This window comes from Lactococcus sp. FSL K6-0773, from assembly GCF_038006485.1.
GTDB lineage: Bacteria > Bacillota > Bacilli > Lactobacillales > Streptococcaceae > Lactococcus > Lactococcus lactis.
In genome coordinates this window covers 547,243-563,216 of sequence record NZ_JBBOVF010000001.1, presented here as the reverse complement: position 1 = coordinate 563,216, position 15,974 = coordinate 547,243, and the positions used below count along the sequence as shown (strand labels likewise).

The 15,974-nt window shown below is 34.4% G+C and carries 12 protein-coding genes; 2 read left to right on the top strand and 10 right to left on the bottom strand.

The annotated features are described in order from the left end of the window. Positions 1 to 5: 5 nt before the first annotated feature. Both amaP and MHB61_RS02745 read right to left on the bottom strand, forming a co-directional pair. Positions 6 to 566, bottom strand: a complete 561-nt coding sequence (gene amaP, locus MHB61_RS02750; RefSeq protein ID WP_003131026.1) for an alkaline shock response membrane anchor protein AmaP — start codon at positions 564 to 566, stop codon at positions 6 to 8. Between the two features lie 34 nt (positions 567 to 600). After that, entirely contained in the window at positions 601 to 843 is a 243-nt protein-coding gene (locus tag MHB61_RS02745) for a GlsB/YeaQ/YmgE family stress response membrane protein (protein WP_003131025.1), read from the bottom strand. Positions 844 to 1,336: 493 nt separating this feature from the next. Here MHB61_RS02745 and MHB61_RS02740 point away from each other — a divergent pair, with 493 nt between their 5' ends. Continuing rightward, positions 1,337 to 2,179, top strand: coding sequence for an aldo/keto reductase (locus MHB61_RS02740; protein ID WP_003131024.1), 843 nt, complete (start codon positions 1,337 to 1,339; stop codon positions 2,177 to 2,179). 472 nt (positions 2,180 to 2,651) lie between these two features. Here the strand turns inward: MHB61_RS02740 and MHB61_RS02735 are convergent, their stop codons facing one another. The 7 genes from MHB61_RS02735 to MHB61_RS02705 all read right to left on the bottom strand — a co-directional run bounded on the left by MHB61_RS02735 (position 2,652) and on the right by MHB61_RS02705 (position 13,011). Next, positions 2,652 to 3,389, bottom strand: coding sequence for an MIP/aquaporin family protein (locus tag MHB61_RS02735; protein ID WP_003131021.1), 738 nt, complete (start codon positions 3,387 to 3,389; stop codon positions 2,652 to 2,654). A gap of 50 nt (positions 3,390 to 3,439) precedes the next feature. Continuing rightward, the gene (gene glpO / locus MHB61_RS02730; RefSeq protein ID WP_003131020.1) at positions 3,440 to 5,269 is read right to left on the bottom strand and encodes a type 1 glycerol-3-phosphate oxidase; all 1,830 of its coding nucleotides are present in this window, start codon (positions 5,267 to 5,269) and stop codon (positions 3,440 to 3,442) included. Positions 5,270 to 5,305: 36 nt separating this feature from the next. After that, positions 5,306 to 6,802, bottom strand: a complete 1,497-nt coding sequence (glpK, locus tag MHB61_RS02725) for a glycerol kinase GlpK (RefSeq protein WP_003131019.1) — start codon at positions 6,800 to 6,802, stop codon at positions 5,306 to 5,308. A 367-nt stretch (positions 6,803 to 7,169) separates the two neighbouring features. Next, complete coding sequence (locus MHB61_RS02720; RefSeq protein ID WP_010905846.1) at positions 7,170 to 8,636, bottom strand: helix-turn-helix domain-containing protein; 1,467 nt, start codon at positions 8,634 to 8,636, stop codon at positions 7,170 to 7,172. 269 nt (positions 8,637 to 8,905) lie between these two features. Continuing rightward, entirely contained in the window at positions 8,906 to 9,613 is a 708-nt protein-coding gene (locus MHB61_RS02715; RefSeq protein WP_003131017.1) for a hypothetical protein, read from the bottom strand. A gap of 329 nt (positions 9,614 to 9,942) precedes the next feature. Continuing rightward, on the bottom strand, positions 9,943 to 11,892 hold the full coding sequence (locus MHB61_RS02710) for a cation:proton antiporter (protein WP_003131016.1): 1,950 nt from the start codon (positions 11,890 to 11,892) through the stop codon (positions 9,943 to 9,945). Between the two features lie 216 nt (positions 11,893 to 12,108). Further along, positions 12,109 to 13,011 carry a hexosyltransferase gene (locus MHB61_RS02705; protein WP_137015816.1) on the bottom strand — a complete coding sequence of 301 codons (903 nt, stop codon included), beginning with the start codon at positions 13,009 to 13,011 and terminating at the stop codon, positions 12,109 to 12,111. Positions 13,012 to 13,247: 236 nt separating this feature from the next. Here MHB61_RS02705 and MHB61_RS02700 point away from each other — a divergent pair, with 236 nt between their 5' ends. Continuing rightward, complete coding sequence (locus MHB61_RS02700) at positions 13,248 to 14,723, top strand: alpha-amylase (protein WP_137015814.1); 1,476 nt, start codon at positions 13,248 to 13,250, stop codon at positions 14,721 to 14,723. Positions 14,724 to 14,789: 66 nt separating this feature from the next. Here MHB61_RS02700 and MHB61_RS02695 read toward each other — a convergent pair whose 3' ends face one another. Further along, positions 14,790 to 15,890 (bottom strand): lactate oxidase, encoded by a 1,101-nt coding sequence (locus tag MHB61_RS02695; RefSeq protein ID WP_170959131.1) that lies wholly within the window; start codon positions 15,888 to 15,890, stop codon positions 14,790 to 14,792. Positions 15,891 to 15,974 lie beyond the last annotated feature (84 nt).

The window sequence follows — 15,974 nt, the reverse complement described above, 5'->3', positions numbered from 1 at the left end:
CCCTCCTATATAACACGTTGTCGTTTAGGGCTATCGTCTTTACTTAATGTATTGACTTTTACTTTAAGTTTAACTGTATGTTCCAATCCAAAGAAACTTTTTAACCCTTCAATAATTTCCTGTTCCAGAACTTGGGCTTTTTGTGCCACTTCAACTCTAGGAATAATCTCACCTTTTATATCAATTTTTATCTTATTTTTAAAAAGTGAAACAGTAATTTTTGAGTTTTTAAGGTAATCATTTTCTTTTACTTTTTCACCTACAAAACCTTCAATGGCAGACTTTTTTAAAGTTAAATCTCCATTATTTGAAGTGAGTTGTACATCCATATAGGTTAGAGGGTAAAAAAGGATTACAATCAAGGCGAGAATTAATATGACTGTTAAAACGATGTTCCCCCAAAACAAATAGTCTGTCATATATTTGCCTATGAAGGGAATGTTACTAGAGGTCGTTGTCATCCAATCATATTCCATGAAATTGTAATAATCCCAAGTCATTGGTAGAACAAGTGTAAGTAAAAGGAGATCAAGGATAATTAGTATTATTTTCTTTCCAGTTGCCAAAATTCCTCCTTTCTAGATCTTAAAATCTTAAGATCTAATGATTCATTCTAGATAAAAAGAAAGAAACTACAGCAACCACAATCACTGCTCCAACAATGGATGGTATTAATGCCATACCAGCTAGCGAAGGTCCCCAAGTTCCAAGTAATGCTTGACCCACAAAAGATCCAACTAACCCTGCTAAAATGTTAGCAATCCAGCCCATTGAACTTCCTTTATTTGTAATCGCACCAGCGATTAATCCGATTAATGCACCAACAATTAATGACCAAATCATAAGCCACCTCTTTCTTTAGAATACATTTTATGATCTAACTCAAATCTAACACAATTAGAAAGCGCATTCAAATGATATGACTTATTTTATAATTTATTAATACTATATTTAGCTTCAACTATCTCAGAAAGACTATTAAAGAACTGAATAATGTCCTTTACTTAACCCCAATTTTTATTATATCTCTCATTTTTTAAGCACTATAATATTATATGCTACCATCAAATCGCATCTTTTAAAAATCTTTTTTTAATATCTAAATTTGCATCAAAGATTTGCTCCTGGTATGATAAAACTTATACAATAGAGGTAAAGCTTATTGGAAAAACAATAATAAACATATTATTTCACAATTGAGTATAGTTACGTTAAACTTTGTAATATACAGTTAACGATTAGATATTCGATTAACTTTGAAAACCTGCAAAAGTTTAGTATTATTGACATAATATTCATAAACTTAAACAATCAGAAAGGAAAATAGAACAAGAAAATGATTGAACAAGAAAAATATACGCTTAATGATGGACATTTGATTCCTAAAATAGGGTTAGGAACATTTCAGATTCGTGGATATGAAGGGGTGGAGCAAATTTTAACGGCTATACAAAGCGGTTATCGTTTACTTGATACCTCAACTAATTATGATAGCGAAGGAGCAGTTGGAGAGGCAATTCGTCGTTCTGGCATCCCTCGATCAAATTTTTTTGTGACAACTAAGCTACCTGGTAAATATCATCATTTTGAAGATGCTTTGAAGATGATTGAAGAGTCTTTATTACGAACAGGATTGAGCTATTTTGATCTTTACTTGATCCACTGGCCACTACCAAAGCGAGATAATTATGTTGAAGCTTGGAAAGCACTAATTGCAGCAAAAAAAAGGGGTCTTGTAAGATCAATTGGGGTATCTAATTTTGAGGAAGACCATCTCGACAAAATAATTCAAGAAACTGGTGTTATACCAGCAATTAATCAAAATGAGATTCACCCTTACTGGCCTCAAGAAAAGCTATTAAAAATTAATAAAAAGTATGGCATTTTAACTGAGGCATGGAGCCCTTTAGGCCGAGGCAGTAAAGAGCTTGAGGAAAGCCTGATTCAAAACATAGCTCAAAAATATGGTAAGGATACTGGGCAAATCATTCTAAGATGGCAAGTTGAAAGAGGTATTATACCTATTGTTAAAGCAACTTCTCCAGAACACCAAAGAAGAAATATAGATATTTTTGATTTTTCACTTTCTTCTGAAGAGATTAATAAAATCACAGCCTTAAAACAAGAAAATGGCAGGGTAGATAATCAAGATCCTAATGAGTATGAAGAATTTGTGTAATTGTATTACTCTGCTCTTGAATAATTAATTTCAATTGAATATATGAAGAATTGTTTCAAAAAAAACCACTAAAATTTTCAAGTGGTTTTTTAGCTTCTATTTTGAATCATTTTAAAGGAATCCTCCAATATTCCCATATTCGAAATAAAAAAATATATGACATGCACAACTAAATAATATATCCCCCCTTACAGAACATCTATATTGTAATCATCAAACATATCTATGGAATGGCCTTAGATAACTACCAATACCAGGTTGTATAATCTAACAATAGAAATCAAGTACAAGTAGGAAACACTTAAACATGCTGGGCAGACTTTCCATAATCATCAATAATTATATTTGAATTAAATTTTTTCTCAATTGATTTTGTGACTTTGATTATAGAAAATTTTTTCTTATGGCTCATTTATTTTTAATAAAAAGAGTTAGAACTTTGTCTAACTCTTTTTTTATATATTATTTCAGTTTATTTACTTGCAAATTGAATAACCATGTTAAAGAGAAGGGCGCCCAAGCTACCTCCAATGATTGGACCTACGACAGGAATCCATGCGTAAGACCAGTCTGAATCCCCTTTGCCTTTGATAGGCAAGATAGCGTGCATGATACGGGGACCTAAGTCACGTGCGGGATTTAAAGAGTATCCTGTTGTTGCACCAAGTGATAAACCAATAGCTGTGATGATAGCACCCACTAAAAGAGGTGAAACACCTGAAGTTTGCGTAATTGCGTATTGACCAAAGGCCAGAATACCTGTCGTTAAGACTGCTGTTCCCACAATCTCACTGATTAAGTTTGAACTCGTCTGGCGAATGGCAGGACCTGTAGAAAACGTGCCCAAGATATCTGCTGGATTCTTTGTTTCAGCATAGTGAGGGTAAAACATTAGGTAGAGGATAATGCTGGCTACCATTGCACCAAGCATTTGCGCAATAATATAAGGAAGAACCAAACTCCAGCTAAAGCTCCCAATCATTGCCATTGCAATTGTTACTGCTGGATTCAAATGGGCTGGCGACATAAATCCAGAAATGTAAACCCCCATCATTACTGCAAATCCCCAACCGAGAGTGATAGCAACCCAACCCGCTCCTGTTGCTTTCGTTTTGTTCAGGACAACGCCTGAAACGACCCCGTTACCAAGAAGTATTAAGATAAATGTTCCTAAAAATTCACCAAGTAGCTGTACCATTTCTGAGTGCATATTGACCCCTTATTTCTATTTTTTATTTGTTTCAATCATTTTTGCATTTTTTACTTCTTCAAATCCGACAAGTCCGATTCACGAAGTGCTTCTTCCAAAGCTTTTTCTTGTTCTGCCTTTTCTTCTGCAGACCAGCCAAGGTCGTCCGCCATGGCATTGACAACATGTACCTTGATAGCATCTACTCCTTCACGCATAAACAAGATGTGGTTGGTACGACGAAGCAAGTAGTCCACTGGTGTTAAGATCATTTCATCCTCAAGCGCATAGCAAAGACGTGCGGATTCGGCTAGAGATAAGCCTTCATAAGCTTCCATTTCAGAAGCATAGGCAAAGACTTGGAGTGCATTCATACCATAAAAGTCAGCAATGTATTTTGCTTCTTCTTCTGTAAGACCTGCAGCGACACCAACTTTCATGTTTTCAGCAACAACTTCTTCAACTTTAGTTGGGTCAAATTCGCCACCAGAGATTTGGTATTTTTTAGAGTCAATAGGTTCGTATTTCAAACCAAAGTCCTCCTCAAGCAATTGGCAAATAAGCTCCATCGCACCTGCCGCCATTTTACGGTAGTCCGTGATTTTACCACCCGCTAAAGTAATCAAACCATCGCTCTCGCGTTCAAGTGAGCTGCCACGAGAAACGGAAGATGGTGCATCTCCTTTTTCGGAAAGGCTTGATTCCATATTGTTCAACAAATGCTCCACTTCGGCTTTTGTTGCTGTTTTATTTTTATAGCGGAGCACCGCCTCAACGACAGCGTTAAAGCTGGTTTCAGAGACCGCACCATTATCACCGCCGTTATAGTCTGATCCAGAATTTCCGCCTAACAATGGACGCAATCCTGCCCATGAAGCTTCGATGTCATTAATCGTAATATTTGCTTCTGGGTAACGGAAATTAATAACATCCAAGAGGTAATCTACATCTTCTTGAGTTACTTTTGGATCGGTAAAGTCGCCATGACAATCCGTATCTGTCGTACCAAAATAAGTTTTATTTTCACGTGGAATGGCAAAGACCATGCGTTTATCGTGTTTGCCTGTATCAAAATAAGTTGGTTGTGGTACAGGCAATTTGGCCGCATCTACTACAAGATGGACACCTTTTGTTGGACGCATTTTGGGCACGATGGGACGAGTGAAGTTCAGGTAACGGATCTTATCTACCCAAGGTCCACTTGTGTTAATCACAAGTTTAGCTTTGACTTCAATGACTTGATCTGTCAACAAATCACGCGCACGAATACCAGAAATTTGTCCATCCGTATAGATAAAATCAATCACTTTCATCTTGCTTATGGCTTGGGCACCGTCTTCCACAGCTTTTTTGATGTTATCAATCACCAAGCGGGCATCGTTGTTACGGTAGTCAAGATAGACTCCAGCCCCTTGCAAACCTTTTTTCTTGATGAGTGGCTCGCGGCGCAGGACTTCTTCTGGTGAGATAGTGTAGTTGGCATATGGCGAATCTTCATCCACACCGGCCAAACGGTCATACAAATCCATCGCAATTTTCACAGAAAACATATCAAACGTTGTCTTGCCTTCATCATCGTAGATAGGAAGTAACATCGGATCTGGCTTAGGAATATGTGGCGCAATGCCTTGAACAACAGCGCGTTCTGAAACTGTATCGGAAACGACTTCGACATCGAAGTTTTTGAGGTAACGGATGCCACCATGCACGAGTTTTGTTGAGCGTGAGGATGTCCCTTCTGAGAAATCCTGCATTTCAAGTACAGCAACTTTCATGCCAGCAGCCGCCGCTTGTAATGTCAAACCAGCACCAGTGATCCCTCCTCCGATAACGAGTAAATCCATCTCTTCATTTTGAATTTTTGTGATTGCTTCTTGTCTTGTTTTTTTAGAAAAAGCCATTTCTATTCTCCTTTTAGATTACTGTCTGATTGATTATTATTTGAAAGCACGTGTTGCATTCACGGCTTTTTTCCAACCGGCATAGAGTTCTTCTCTACGTTCTTCTTGCATCTGAGTTTGGAAAATTTTGCCCGGTTCATAGGATTCTTTAAGCTCTTCTAAGTCTTTCCAGAAACCAACGGCAAGTCCTGCAAGGAAGGCTGCACCAAGTGCTGTCGTTTCCAAATCTCCCGCACGTTGGATTGGGATATTCAAGATATCAGCTTGGAACTGCATCAAATATTCATTGTTTGCAGCGCCACCGTCTACCTTGAGCACAGACATATCAATTCCTGTATCTTCTTTCATGGTGCTGACTACATCACGAACTTGATAAGCTATCCCTTGTAAGGTTGCTTTCACAATATCTTCTTTTGTTGTTCCACGTGTCAAGCCAAACATCGCACCACGCGCCTCTTGGTCCCAATACGGAGCACCAAGGCCGACAAAAGCTGGCACCACATAAACTTCATCTTGACTCCTAGACTGGAGTGCCACTTCTTCGGAATCACTGGCACGTTCCAACATTTTCAAACCATCACGTAACCATTGGATAGAGGACCCCGCAACAAAGATGCTTCCTTCTAAGGCGTAATAAACTTTTCCATTAATGCCATAACCAATCGTTGTAAGCATATTATTTTTCGAAATATGTGGTTTCTCACCTGTGTTCATGACGATAAACGAACCTGTACCATAGGTATTTTTAATCATTCCAGGTTCAAAGGCCATTTGACCAAATAATGCAGCTTGCTGGTCCCCTGCCATACCTGAGATTGGCACTTCAGAGCCAAAGAAATGGAAACCTTTAGTCACGCCGTAAACTTCTGAGTTGGACTTGACTTCTGGAAGCATTGAAGCTGGGATATTAAGAATTTTCAGGATTTCTTCGTCCCATTTCAACTCATGAATGTTGTAGAGCATGGTACGGCTGGCATTAGAATAGTCAGTATAGTGTGCATCACCATCTGTCAACTTCCACAAGAGCCATGTATCGATGGTTCCAAAGAGGAGCTCTCCGCGTTCTGCACGCTCTTGTGCTCCTTCGACATGGTCAAGGATCCAACGAATTTTTGTGGCTGAAAAATATGAATCGACAATAAGTCCTGTCTTTTTATGGAAGAGTTCCTCATGTCCTGCTTCTTTAAGACCATTGGCAATATCGGCAGATTGACGAGATTGCCAAACAATAGCATGATAGATTGGTTTTCCTGTTTTCTTGTCCCATATAATGGTAGTTTCACGTTGGTTAGTAATACCGATACCCGCAACCTGTACAGGCTTAATCCCCGACTCGATAAAAGCCCCTGCGATAACAGACTGAACAGAGTTCCAAATTTCGTTGGCATCATGTTCCACCCAACCTTCTTTAGGAAAGTACTGTGTAAATTCCTTTTGGGAGCTGCCGATATGTTTACCATGTTTATCAAATATAATAGCTCTTGAGCTTGTTGTACCTTGGTCAATTGCCATAATGTAAGAAGTTTCTGTCATGTTGTTTCTCCTTTGTAAACGTTTTCTATGATTTATATTATAGCATTTTAAAACGAATAGAAACTTTCATTTTTTATCAAATTCAAAAAAAAATTGGCAGTCGAAAATAAACAACAGATTCGCATAGAAAAATTACTTGAATTTGGGCAGTTTGTGCTTACTAAGAAATAATGAGAGAGGGAGTCTCTACCCCAATTTAATTTTAAACTTATTTGAGTTGCTATTCTTAATTCTTCATCTATTCTGTAATAAATTCAGTGAGAAAATGCTAAATAATGGGACCGCAGTAATATATTCATAAATGTAAAATAATATTCACGTGAAAACATAAAAAAAGAGGAGAGCACCCCTCTTTCGTGTTTCATTCTTAATTCAAAATTGCTTTTTTTTGAAATTTTTCTTTTTTTAAGTTTTCAATACGCGACAATAACTCTTCAAAATCATAATCACTGGAAAACTCGGAAAGTATATAGACAAACTTTCGACTGTCATTTCTTTTACTTGAGATAAGTAGATCATAACTCTGGCTTTCTTGATAATGCTCTAATTTTATCTTTTCAACAGATCTGAGGTGATTTTTCAGATAGTGTTCCATCGGGATTTGATAGGCAGGTGTATCAGACAAATCATAAGCCACCGTCAATTGTTGAGCAGATAAGAGCTCCAGCAGCATCAAGGCATTGCGATAACCAAAGATGAGTTCTGGCAAATCCTGCTCTTTGGGTATATAACTTAAAGCAATATCTTTGAGGTTATCGAGTAAATCTTGAAAACTCTTATCGACCCAGTTTTGTTTATGTAGCATCAAATCTTCTTGAATTTTGGTAAAGAGGCTACCTTGGAAAAAGGTGAATTTATTGTTTACTTGAGCTAACTGATAACTGATGGATTTCTCCTCTTCGAAACCTAAACGATGGGGACGATAGTGGTTTAACATTCGCTCTCTTAAAGAAATATTCAAGAGAACAGTTGGAATTTTTTTACTGCGATAAATATCAAAACGGTAATAACTTTCTTTATCTAGAATGAAAAAAGATTGTAGAAAACCGTAGAAAAAAATTGTCTCACAGTTATCCTTGCTCTGATTATCATAAATATGTTGATAAAAAAGAGAATCCAATAGTTGATAGAGATGGTCATCTTGGTATATTTTCTTCATTTCTAAAGATTTAGTAATTTGGATATCTGTAAGTTTCCGCCTTCTTTCTGTGATTGCCAACCACCGATAAAGTTTATCTTTGCTACTTTCGGAAAAATTTACTTTTAATGTTTCTTCAAGTTGCCGTACAAATTCAACCTGAAATTTAGTGACTTGCAGCAAATCTGGTCGAAATTTAGGATGAAGCGAATCAAATAGCAGATAGTAAAAATAGCGAATTTGACTTTCTTCTCCGATCAATTTATTATTTTTGATTTGAATATCAAATTCCAATAAAAGTTTATTGAGTTCTTTGATTTTGCGAAACAAAGTAGATTCACTGAGTAGCAAGAGTTCTGCTAATTCAAAAATCATGTAATTTTTTTGTTCTAAAAATAAGAGAATCAGGCGATATTTGACACTATCTTGGATTAAAAAACTGATGACTTCATCTAAGGTTTGTGATTCCGACATGTTTAGAACGAGTTTATTGTTCTGACGAATAACTTCCATGGGTTCCCCAATCATCCGTCCTATATAAGATATATCCTCCAAATAACTCTGAACTGAAGGTCGAGAGAGGTTTACCCAATCACACAGTTCCTGCGCAGTTAGCTTATCATGTTTGAGGAACAACTGACGTAAAATCTTAACCTGTATTTGTTCTTTCTTTTCGAGTAAAACTTCAATATTCACAGCTGTTCCTCTTTTTCTAAATTAATATTTTTTGTAGGAGTTTTCATATTCTCATTCTATTTTATCACTCCCCTATATTTTGTTATTAAAAATTGCTCAGTATGAACATAGTAAATTGGACACTAAAAAGAATATGACCAAAAGCCTTATTCTTCTTTTAAACTTCTATATTTTGCGACTAAACTATAAAAGTGATTAGATAAACTTAGATTATAATCTGTTTATCAAACACTAAACATGTTTTATATTAATTCACGATAATATATAAACTAATATAACCAAATCCCTTTTAGTAAATATACCAATGAATCAATAAAAAAATAAATACCAATACCTAATATAAATAATGATATTATTATTCTAGTGACATTACTTAATTTTTTTCTTCGGTTATTTTTATCTAAATAACTACTTGCTATTTTAATCAATTTTTCATAGACATTAAATATTAATGATACTACTAAAGTATATAAAGGAATCTGTCCTAACAACATCCAAATTGTTAAACATAATATTGTTAATAGTATATTCCCCTCTTTTGCACTTAGTGCAACCACTGCCCAAAAAGTCGGATCTGACATAGCCCAAAACCCAAAAATAAAACCTGCAAGTGGCATACTTCTCTTTGCAAATTTCATAAATTTCGATTCTTTCTGATCATCTACTCTTTCTTTATTTCCTTTTAGTAAGGTAGATCTTATAAACCAAGCTACACATACAATGGATATCAAAAAACCGGTAAATACATAAGCCATATCTGGAATATGATTCATTATATCTATAAAATAATTCAAGCTTATACTAGTACCGTATGAAAATATTAATCCGAAAACGACCGTGGAAAGTAGAGCCATCAAAGAAAATAAATATACTTGTTTTTTCTTTGTTCCATTTGCTAGTGCAGCCATTATAAGCACTGCTCCCACTGGATCAAATCCACCGAATCCTAACAAAATTGATGATAGTATTAATTTCATCTATCATTACCTCCATGTATCAATTTCTCTAGCAACAATCTTTTAAATTTTTGTAAATTCATTAGGCATCCATTACTTGTTACAGACTGATTTTATTATTATCAATGAAATAATAAAGACACTTCAACATCATAAGCTCTTGTCCAACACAAGCATATTCTAGCAAATAGAATTGATAATTACCAGTAATCAACTGAGTTCTAATAAAGAGGGTAATGATCCTACGGCTGTTTGATGGAACATAATCGTTTATCGTTGCTATGAACCATGCGAATCAACTTTATTGGTAATATATTTAGTTACTTTAGAAAAAAGCCTCAATAGGCTTTTTATTGTTTCTGTAATTGTAAAACTTGAGCATTATTTATCTCTTTAAAAAGTTTATTACTTGTTTCTTTAGAAATTACATCAGTTTTTACCTGGTTCAATATAAATTGATATTCAAGTTGAAAAGCCTCTATGAGTAATTCGTTTGGAATAATTGTATCTTCTTGAATTTCGTTACGAATACGGTAATGTCTATTTTCCAAAATATGTTTTACTTCTTCAATATCACTAAAGTCAGTTATCTTATTTTCTAATCGCTCTTTTTCAAGAGAACTTAATTTTTCGATTGTTTGTTGATATAAACTGCTTTCTAGTCGGCTTATATCAGTTCTTATTGTCGCAAATTCTTGCATTTCTACTGAATCTACTCTTCTGCCACGTCGTCTTTTGGAGAATAATCGTCTTATTTTCTTACTAGTTGAATGTTTACTACTGTTTTCTAGATAAATTCTAAAATAGTCAATAACTTTAGATGAAAATTGTGCTTTTATAGTTGTTGTATCAAGTAATGTTTCCTGCCAACTTATTATCTCGTCCATTAATTTACTACTCTTAGTGTGGTCAGGGATTTGTAATCCTTTTTGTGATTGTAGTTGTTTGGTAAGACTACTACGAACTTTACTATCCTCAATTTCTTCTACCATATGAAGAATCGCATAATCAACCATATCGTTACGAACCTGATTTATATTATCAGTACTTTCACCTCCAAGTGCCGGTAATAATTTTGGCAGAATCAGTGTTGGTACAATAAGACTTAAAAGAATAACAATAGCGGCCATTGTAATAATAATTTCCCTATTCTCGTTGCTCAAAATACTAGTATTCAAAGGTAAAGAGAAAGCCATTGCTAATGTCATTGTTCCATGGGCTCCTGACAAAGCAAAAATTGTTGAATCACTATTACGCTCTTCTTTTACATCAGAGAAAAAGTGTTCGATTGATCTATTTCCTTTTCTATTAGTCCAAAATTTTCTTATGAATAACATAAGTAAATAAACTAAAACGCTTATCAAAAATAGTACAATTGATTCTTTCCAACCAAGTGATTTAAAAATGTCCCAAATTCCAAATAGACTTACACCCAAGAGAATGAAAACAAAGTTATTCAGAATATCGCTTAAAATCTCCCAGATTGTATTATTCGTTAATTGAACATTTGTTGAAGTCAGTTTGAGCATATCTCCTTCAAAATTATGAATCAACCCAGCAGCAACTACAGCTAAAACACCGGAAGTTCCAAAATGTTCTGCTAACAAATAAATAAAGAAGGGGGTCAGAATTGAAATAGGAATTATGGTAGCTTCTGGCCGAGTTGCTCTGAGATTGATTGCCGTTCTAATTCGTACCAGTAGAGCACCGACAACTAAACCAATTATAATTCCACCAATTGAGACAAATATAAAGCGACCAAGTCCTTCCCAAATACTGAAATGCCCACTCTCTAAAACAGATAATCCTAAGCTCAGTAAAACTAACCCTGTTGCATCATTAAATAAAGATTCAAATTCAACTGCTTCATTAACCCCTTCGGGCATTTTCTTTCCAGAAATTATTGATTTTACAGCAACTGCATCTGTGGGCGTTACAATTGCTGCAAAACAGATAGCTAAAGGGAAAATCCAACTACCCATTATATTATTCGTAAGCACTGCTACTAAAAGTACAGTCACCACTGCTAAAGTAATTGATAGAAATAATATTCCTCTAAAATTTTTCCGTACTTTTTTTAATGAAGTTTTACTTCCCTCATAAAACATTAATGGAGCAATGATTAACATCATAAAAAACTCTGGCTCCAATTCAAAATTTTGAAATTCTGGTAGGAAACTCAAAATAAGGCCCACACCAATCAAGATAAAAGTTTCTGAAATTTGTGGAAAAAACTCTTTGATTATATTTGCCCCGATAACACCAATCATCATCACAGCAATAAAACTAATAGCTGACATAAAACACCATTTCCTAATTTTTATACTCTTACAGTATAACATGTTCAAGATTGGGTTTCCAAGACTAGTATTAAAATTTATGAAATATACAAGACGATTTGTCATTTTTATAGTATATAAAAGTGATTTAGATTATTAATATAATGATAAAAAGACATCTATTTTGACGTCTTTTTATTTATTTTGATTTGGTCATTAGTAATTTTGCTGAACATTTTAACCATCCAGTAAACTATCACGATATTCAATATTCAGTAATTCTTTTTCAGGAAATAAGAATCTGTCAAACCAGTTTTGGCTTTCAAAAAAATTGATTTTATCATGTTCTAGCGGATGATAGTCTTTTTCCAAAAAATTAGATAAGTTCTCTATTGAGTCCTCTCCTAAAATAAAAATATTATCAGGATGATAAAATAGGTAATGCTTGATGGCTTTATTTGTTGTAACTAATTTTTTCTTAAAGAAAATAGCCTCCATTGTTCTCAAGGTCAAACCTGTCTGGTTTTCTTGCATAATTTCAAGAATACCATTACTATTAATTAAGAACTCTAAAAATTTTGGATAGGGTAAATATCCTTTATTTTTAAAACCTTTTTCTCCATTAATGATATAAAGTAATATTGAAATATCTAAACTGGCACATTTATCTAAAATAACATGTGCAAGTTGAGTTCTTTCTTTATCATTTCCTCCAAAAAACAAATCATAATCTGGTATTTGAAGAGGTAAATTTATACAAGGAGTATAAAAAGTAGAATTATTATAGAGCCCATATTTTTTTGCTTCAATAGGGTCAAAACTATAGTAGGAATCAATTACTCCTATTTCTCTAGAGGTGTGTAGCAAATCAATATATTTTTGAGTCAAATGATTCCAAAAAAATAGAATCATCTTTGCCTCGGTAAAATCCTTTACAATATTAGGATAGTTAGCTTTAAAACCAGAATCTAAAAATATAATAAGCTGATAACGGGCAAGCCGGTGCTTTCCCAAATCACTTTTTATAAAATGGACTAATCGGCGTCCTGAAATTACATCAATATTATTTAAGGAATCGAAAAAATAAAGATGTGCATTTTTAGCTACTAAGAGTATTTTGCTGTAAGAAATTTCTTTCATGTTCTAACTCCTTTCAATTCAGTATAAATTCATTGTATGATTAAATTTCAGAATATTCAAAAATATCGTCTTACAAAAAATACATTCACCAATGATGATAGTATTATATTTTTGAATATTCTAATTAATTCTAAAACATTCTGCTGTCCTTCAGATTCCTTTTTGTGTATACTAATTATTAATAGCGCTAGTTTTTAGAAAAGAATGTATCAATTTGAAAAAGGAGAAATGATTTTATGAAAACAATCCTTCAAGCTTTTGAATGGTATTTACCCTCAGATTCTCAGCACTGGAATAATATAAAAGAGAATATTCCTGACTTGGGAAAGTTAGGATTTTCAGGATTGTGGTTACCTCCAGCTTCCAAGGCAGCTTCTGGAGTTGAAGATGTTGGTTATGGGACCTATGATTTATTCGACTTAGGGGAATTTGATCAAAAAGGGACAATTCCTACAAAATATGGGACTAAAGATGAATATCTTGATTTAATTAATACACTACACCACAACAATATTGAAGTGTATGCGGATATCGTTTTTAATCACATGATGGGTGCTGATGAAACAGAAACTATTGAAGCTGATATTAAAGCAGAAGATAATCATCTTCATAACATCGAAAATAATAAAACTGTTGAAGTTTGGACCAAATTTACATTTCCAGGAAGACAAGGAAAATACGACAATTATATATGGACCAGGCACAACTTTACGGGAATTGATTATGATGAAAGGAAAAATCAAGAAGAAATTCTTGAATTTGAAGGACATGAATGGGATGAGAATGTAGATTCAGAGAATAATAATTTTGATTATTTAATGGGGGCTGATCTTGATTTTAGTGTTTCGGAAACGGTAGAACAACTTGAAAAATGGGGACATTGGTTTTCAGAAATGACAAAAATTGATGGTTTTCGATTAGATGCAATTAAACATATTGATTTCAAATATTTTGATAAATGGCTTGAGCAGAGAGCAAAGCAATTGGATAGAAAACTTTTTATTGTTGGCGAGTACTGGTCTGATGATCTTGGCAAATTAGAGTATTATCTAGAACAATCCAGTGATAGAATACAATTATTTGATGTACCACTACATTTTAATATGAAAGAAGCCTCTTCAACCAATGGAGAATTTGATATGCGTACTCTTTTTGATCACACACTCACTGCCAGCCAGCCAGAACTCTCGGTCACTTTTGTTGATAACCATGATACTCAAGAAGGACAGGCTCTTCAATCTTGGATTCCAGCTTGGTTTAAAGAGCACGCTTATAGCTTAATTTTACTTCGAAAAAAAGAAACTCCTACTGTCTTTTGGGGAGATTTATATGGAATACCCTCACATAATGTTAATCCTGTAGGTGATAACTTAAGAACTATGATAGCATTACGTAAGGACTCTGAGTTTTTAAGGGAAAATGATTATTTTGATCATCCTGATATTATTGGATGGACAAATATTTTAAAAATAGATAATAAGGAATATGGATTATCATGTATTTTAACTAATAAAAATGGTGGCTCAAAATATATGATAATTGATAAGGCGTATGCAGGTAAAGTTTATATAGATTTATTTGGAAGACACGAAATACCTATTACGCTGGATCAAAATGGTGGAGCTGAATTTTATGTCAATGATGGAAGTGTTTCGGTTTGGGTAGATAAGGAAATTGTTTCAAAAATTGATCAAATGAACTTTCAAAACTAACTATTTTATCAAATAGGATAAGGATAAAAAAAGTACCTCTAATAAGGTACTTTTTTATTTGAACTATTAGTCAATCAATGAGGTATGTTTGATTTCTTCAATATTTTTTGTTCCAGCAAGTTGCATAGTAATACTTAGCTCTTTGTTTAAGTGTTCAAAAACAGATTGAACACCTTTGGCTCCCCCTAAATTCAAACCATAAAGAACTGGTCGACCTACCGCAACAACATCTGCTCCTTGTGCTAAAGCTTTGAAGACATGTTCCCCACGTCTAACTCCACTATCAAAAACAATAGGAACTCGATGATTAACACTTTTGGCGATGAGGGGTAGGACATCAATTGAAGCAGGTCCTCCATCTAATTGTCTTCCCCCATGATTTGAAACCCAGATACCGTCTGCCCCAGCGTTAATGGCATCATCTGCATCTATAGGAGATTGAACCCCCTTAACAATTACAGGAAGATTAGTTATTTTTTTAATTTTTTGAATATCTTCTAAAACAAGACCTTGTTTTGCTGCTGCATAGATTTCGCTGATTCCCTTGCCCGTTCCATCACTTTCTGAAAAAGCAGCTAGATTTGGCATTGGAAAAGGAAATTGGAAATGATTGACAATGTCTTCTTCTCGATAGCCACCTAGTGTTGAATCAGCGGTTAAAATAATCGCCTTAACTCCAGCTGATACAGCTTTTTTCAAAAGAAATTCATTAAATTTATCATCTTTACTCATATATAATTGGAAAAATTGCGGTGCATCTGGTGCTGCTTTTGCGGCGTCTTCCACTGATGTACTTCCGTAAGTACTAATTGAAAAGATTGAGCCAACTTCAGCCATCGCTTTAGCAGTTGCAACTTCTCCTTCTTCATGAGCAAGGCCTTGGGCGGCAACTGGCGCTTGGATAATTGGTGTTTTTAGTTTTATACCAAAGAGTGAGGTACTTAAATCTGCAGAATCAATTCCTCTCAATACTCGAGGCATAATTTGTTTTTTGTTAAATGCTGATGTATTTTCATTCAGTGTCCACTCATCTTCAGAGCCACTACGAATATAGCCAAAGGCACCTTTATTTCCCGCAGCCTCCATACTTTGTTTCACTTTACCTTCAAGTGATTTAACATTTACAATTTCTAACGCTTTGTTTTCAGTACTAGTTTTATAAGTCATCTTAGTTCTCCTATTTTTTATAAAGTTTACATCTGTAGATGATAGATGCATTATACATCTTATTTTTAAAAAATACACAAATGA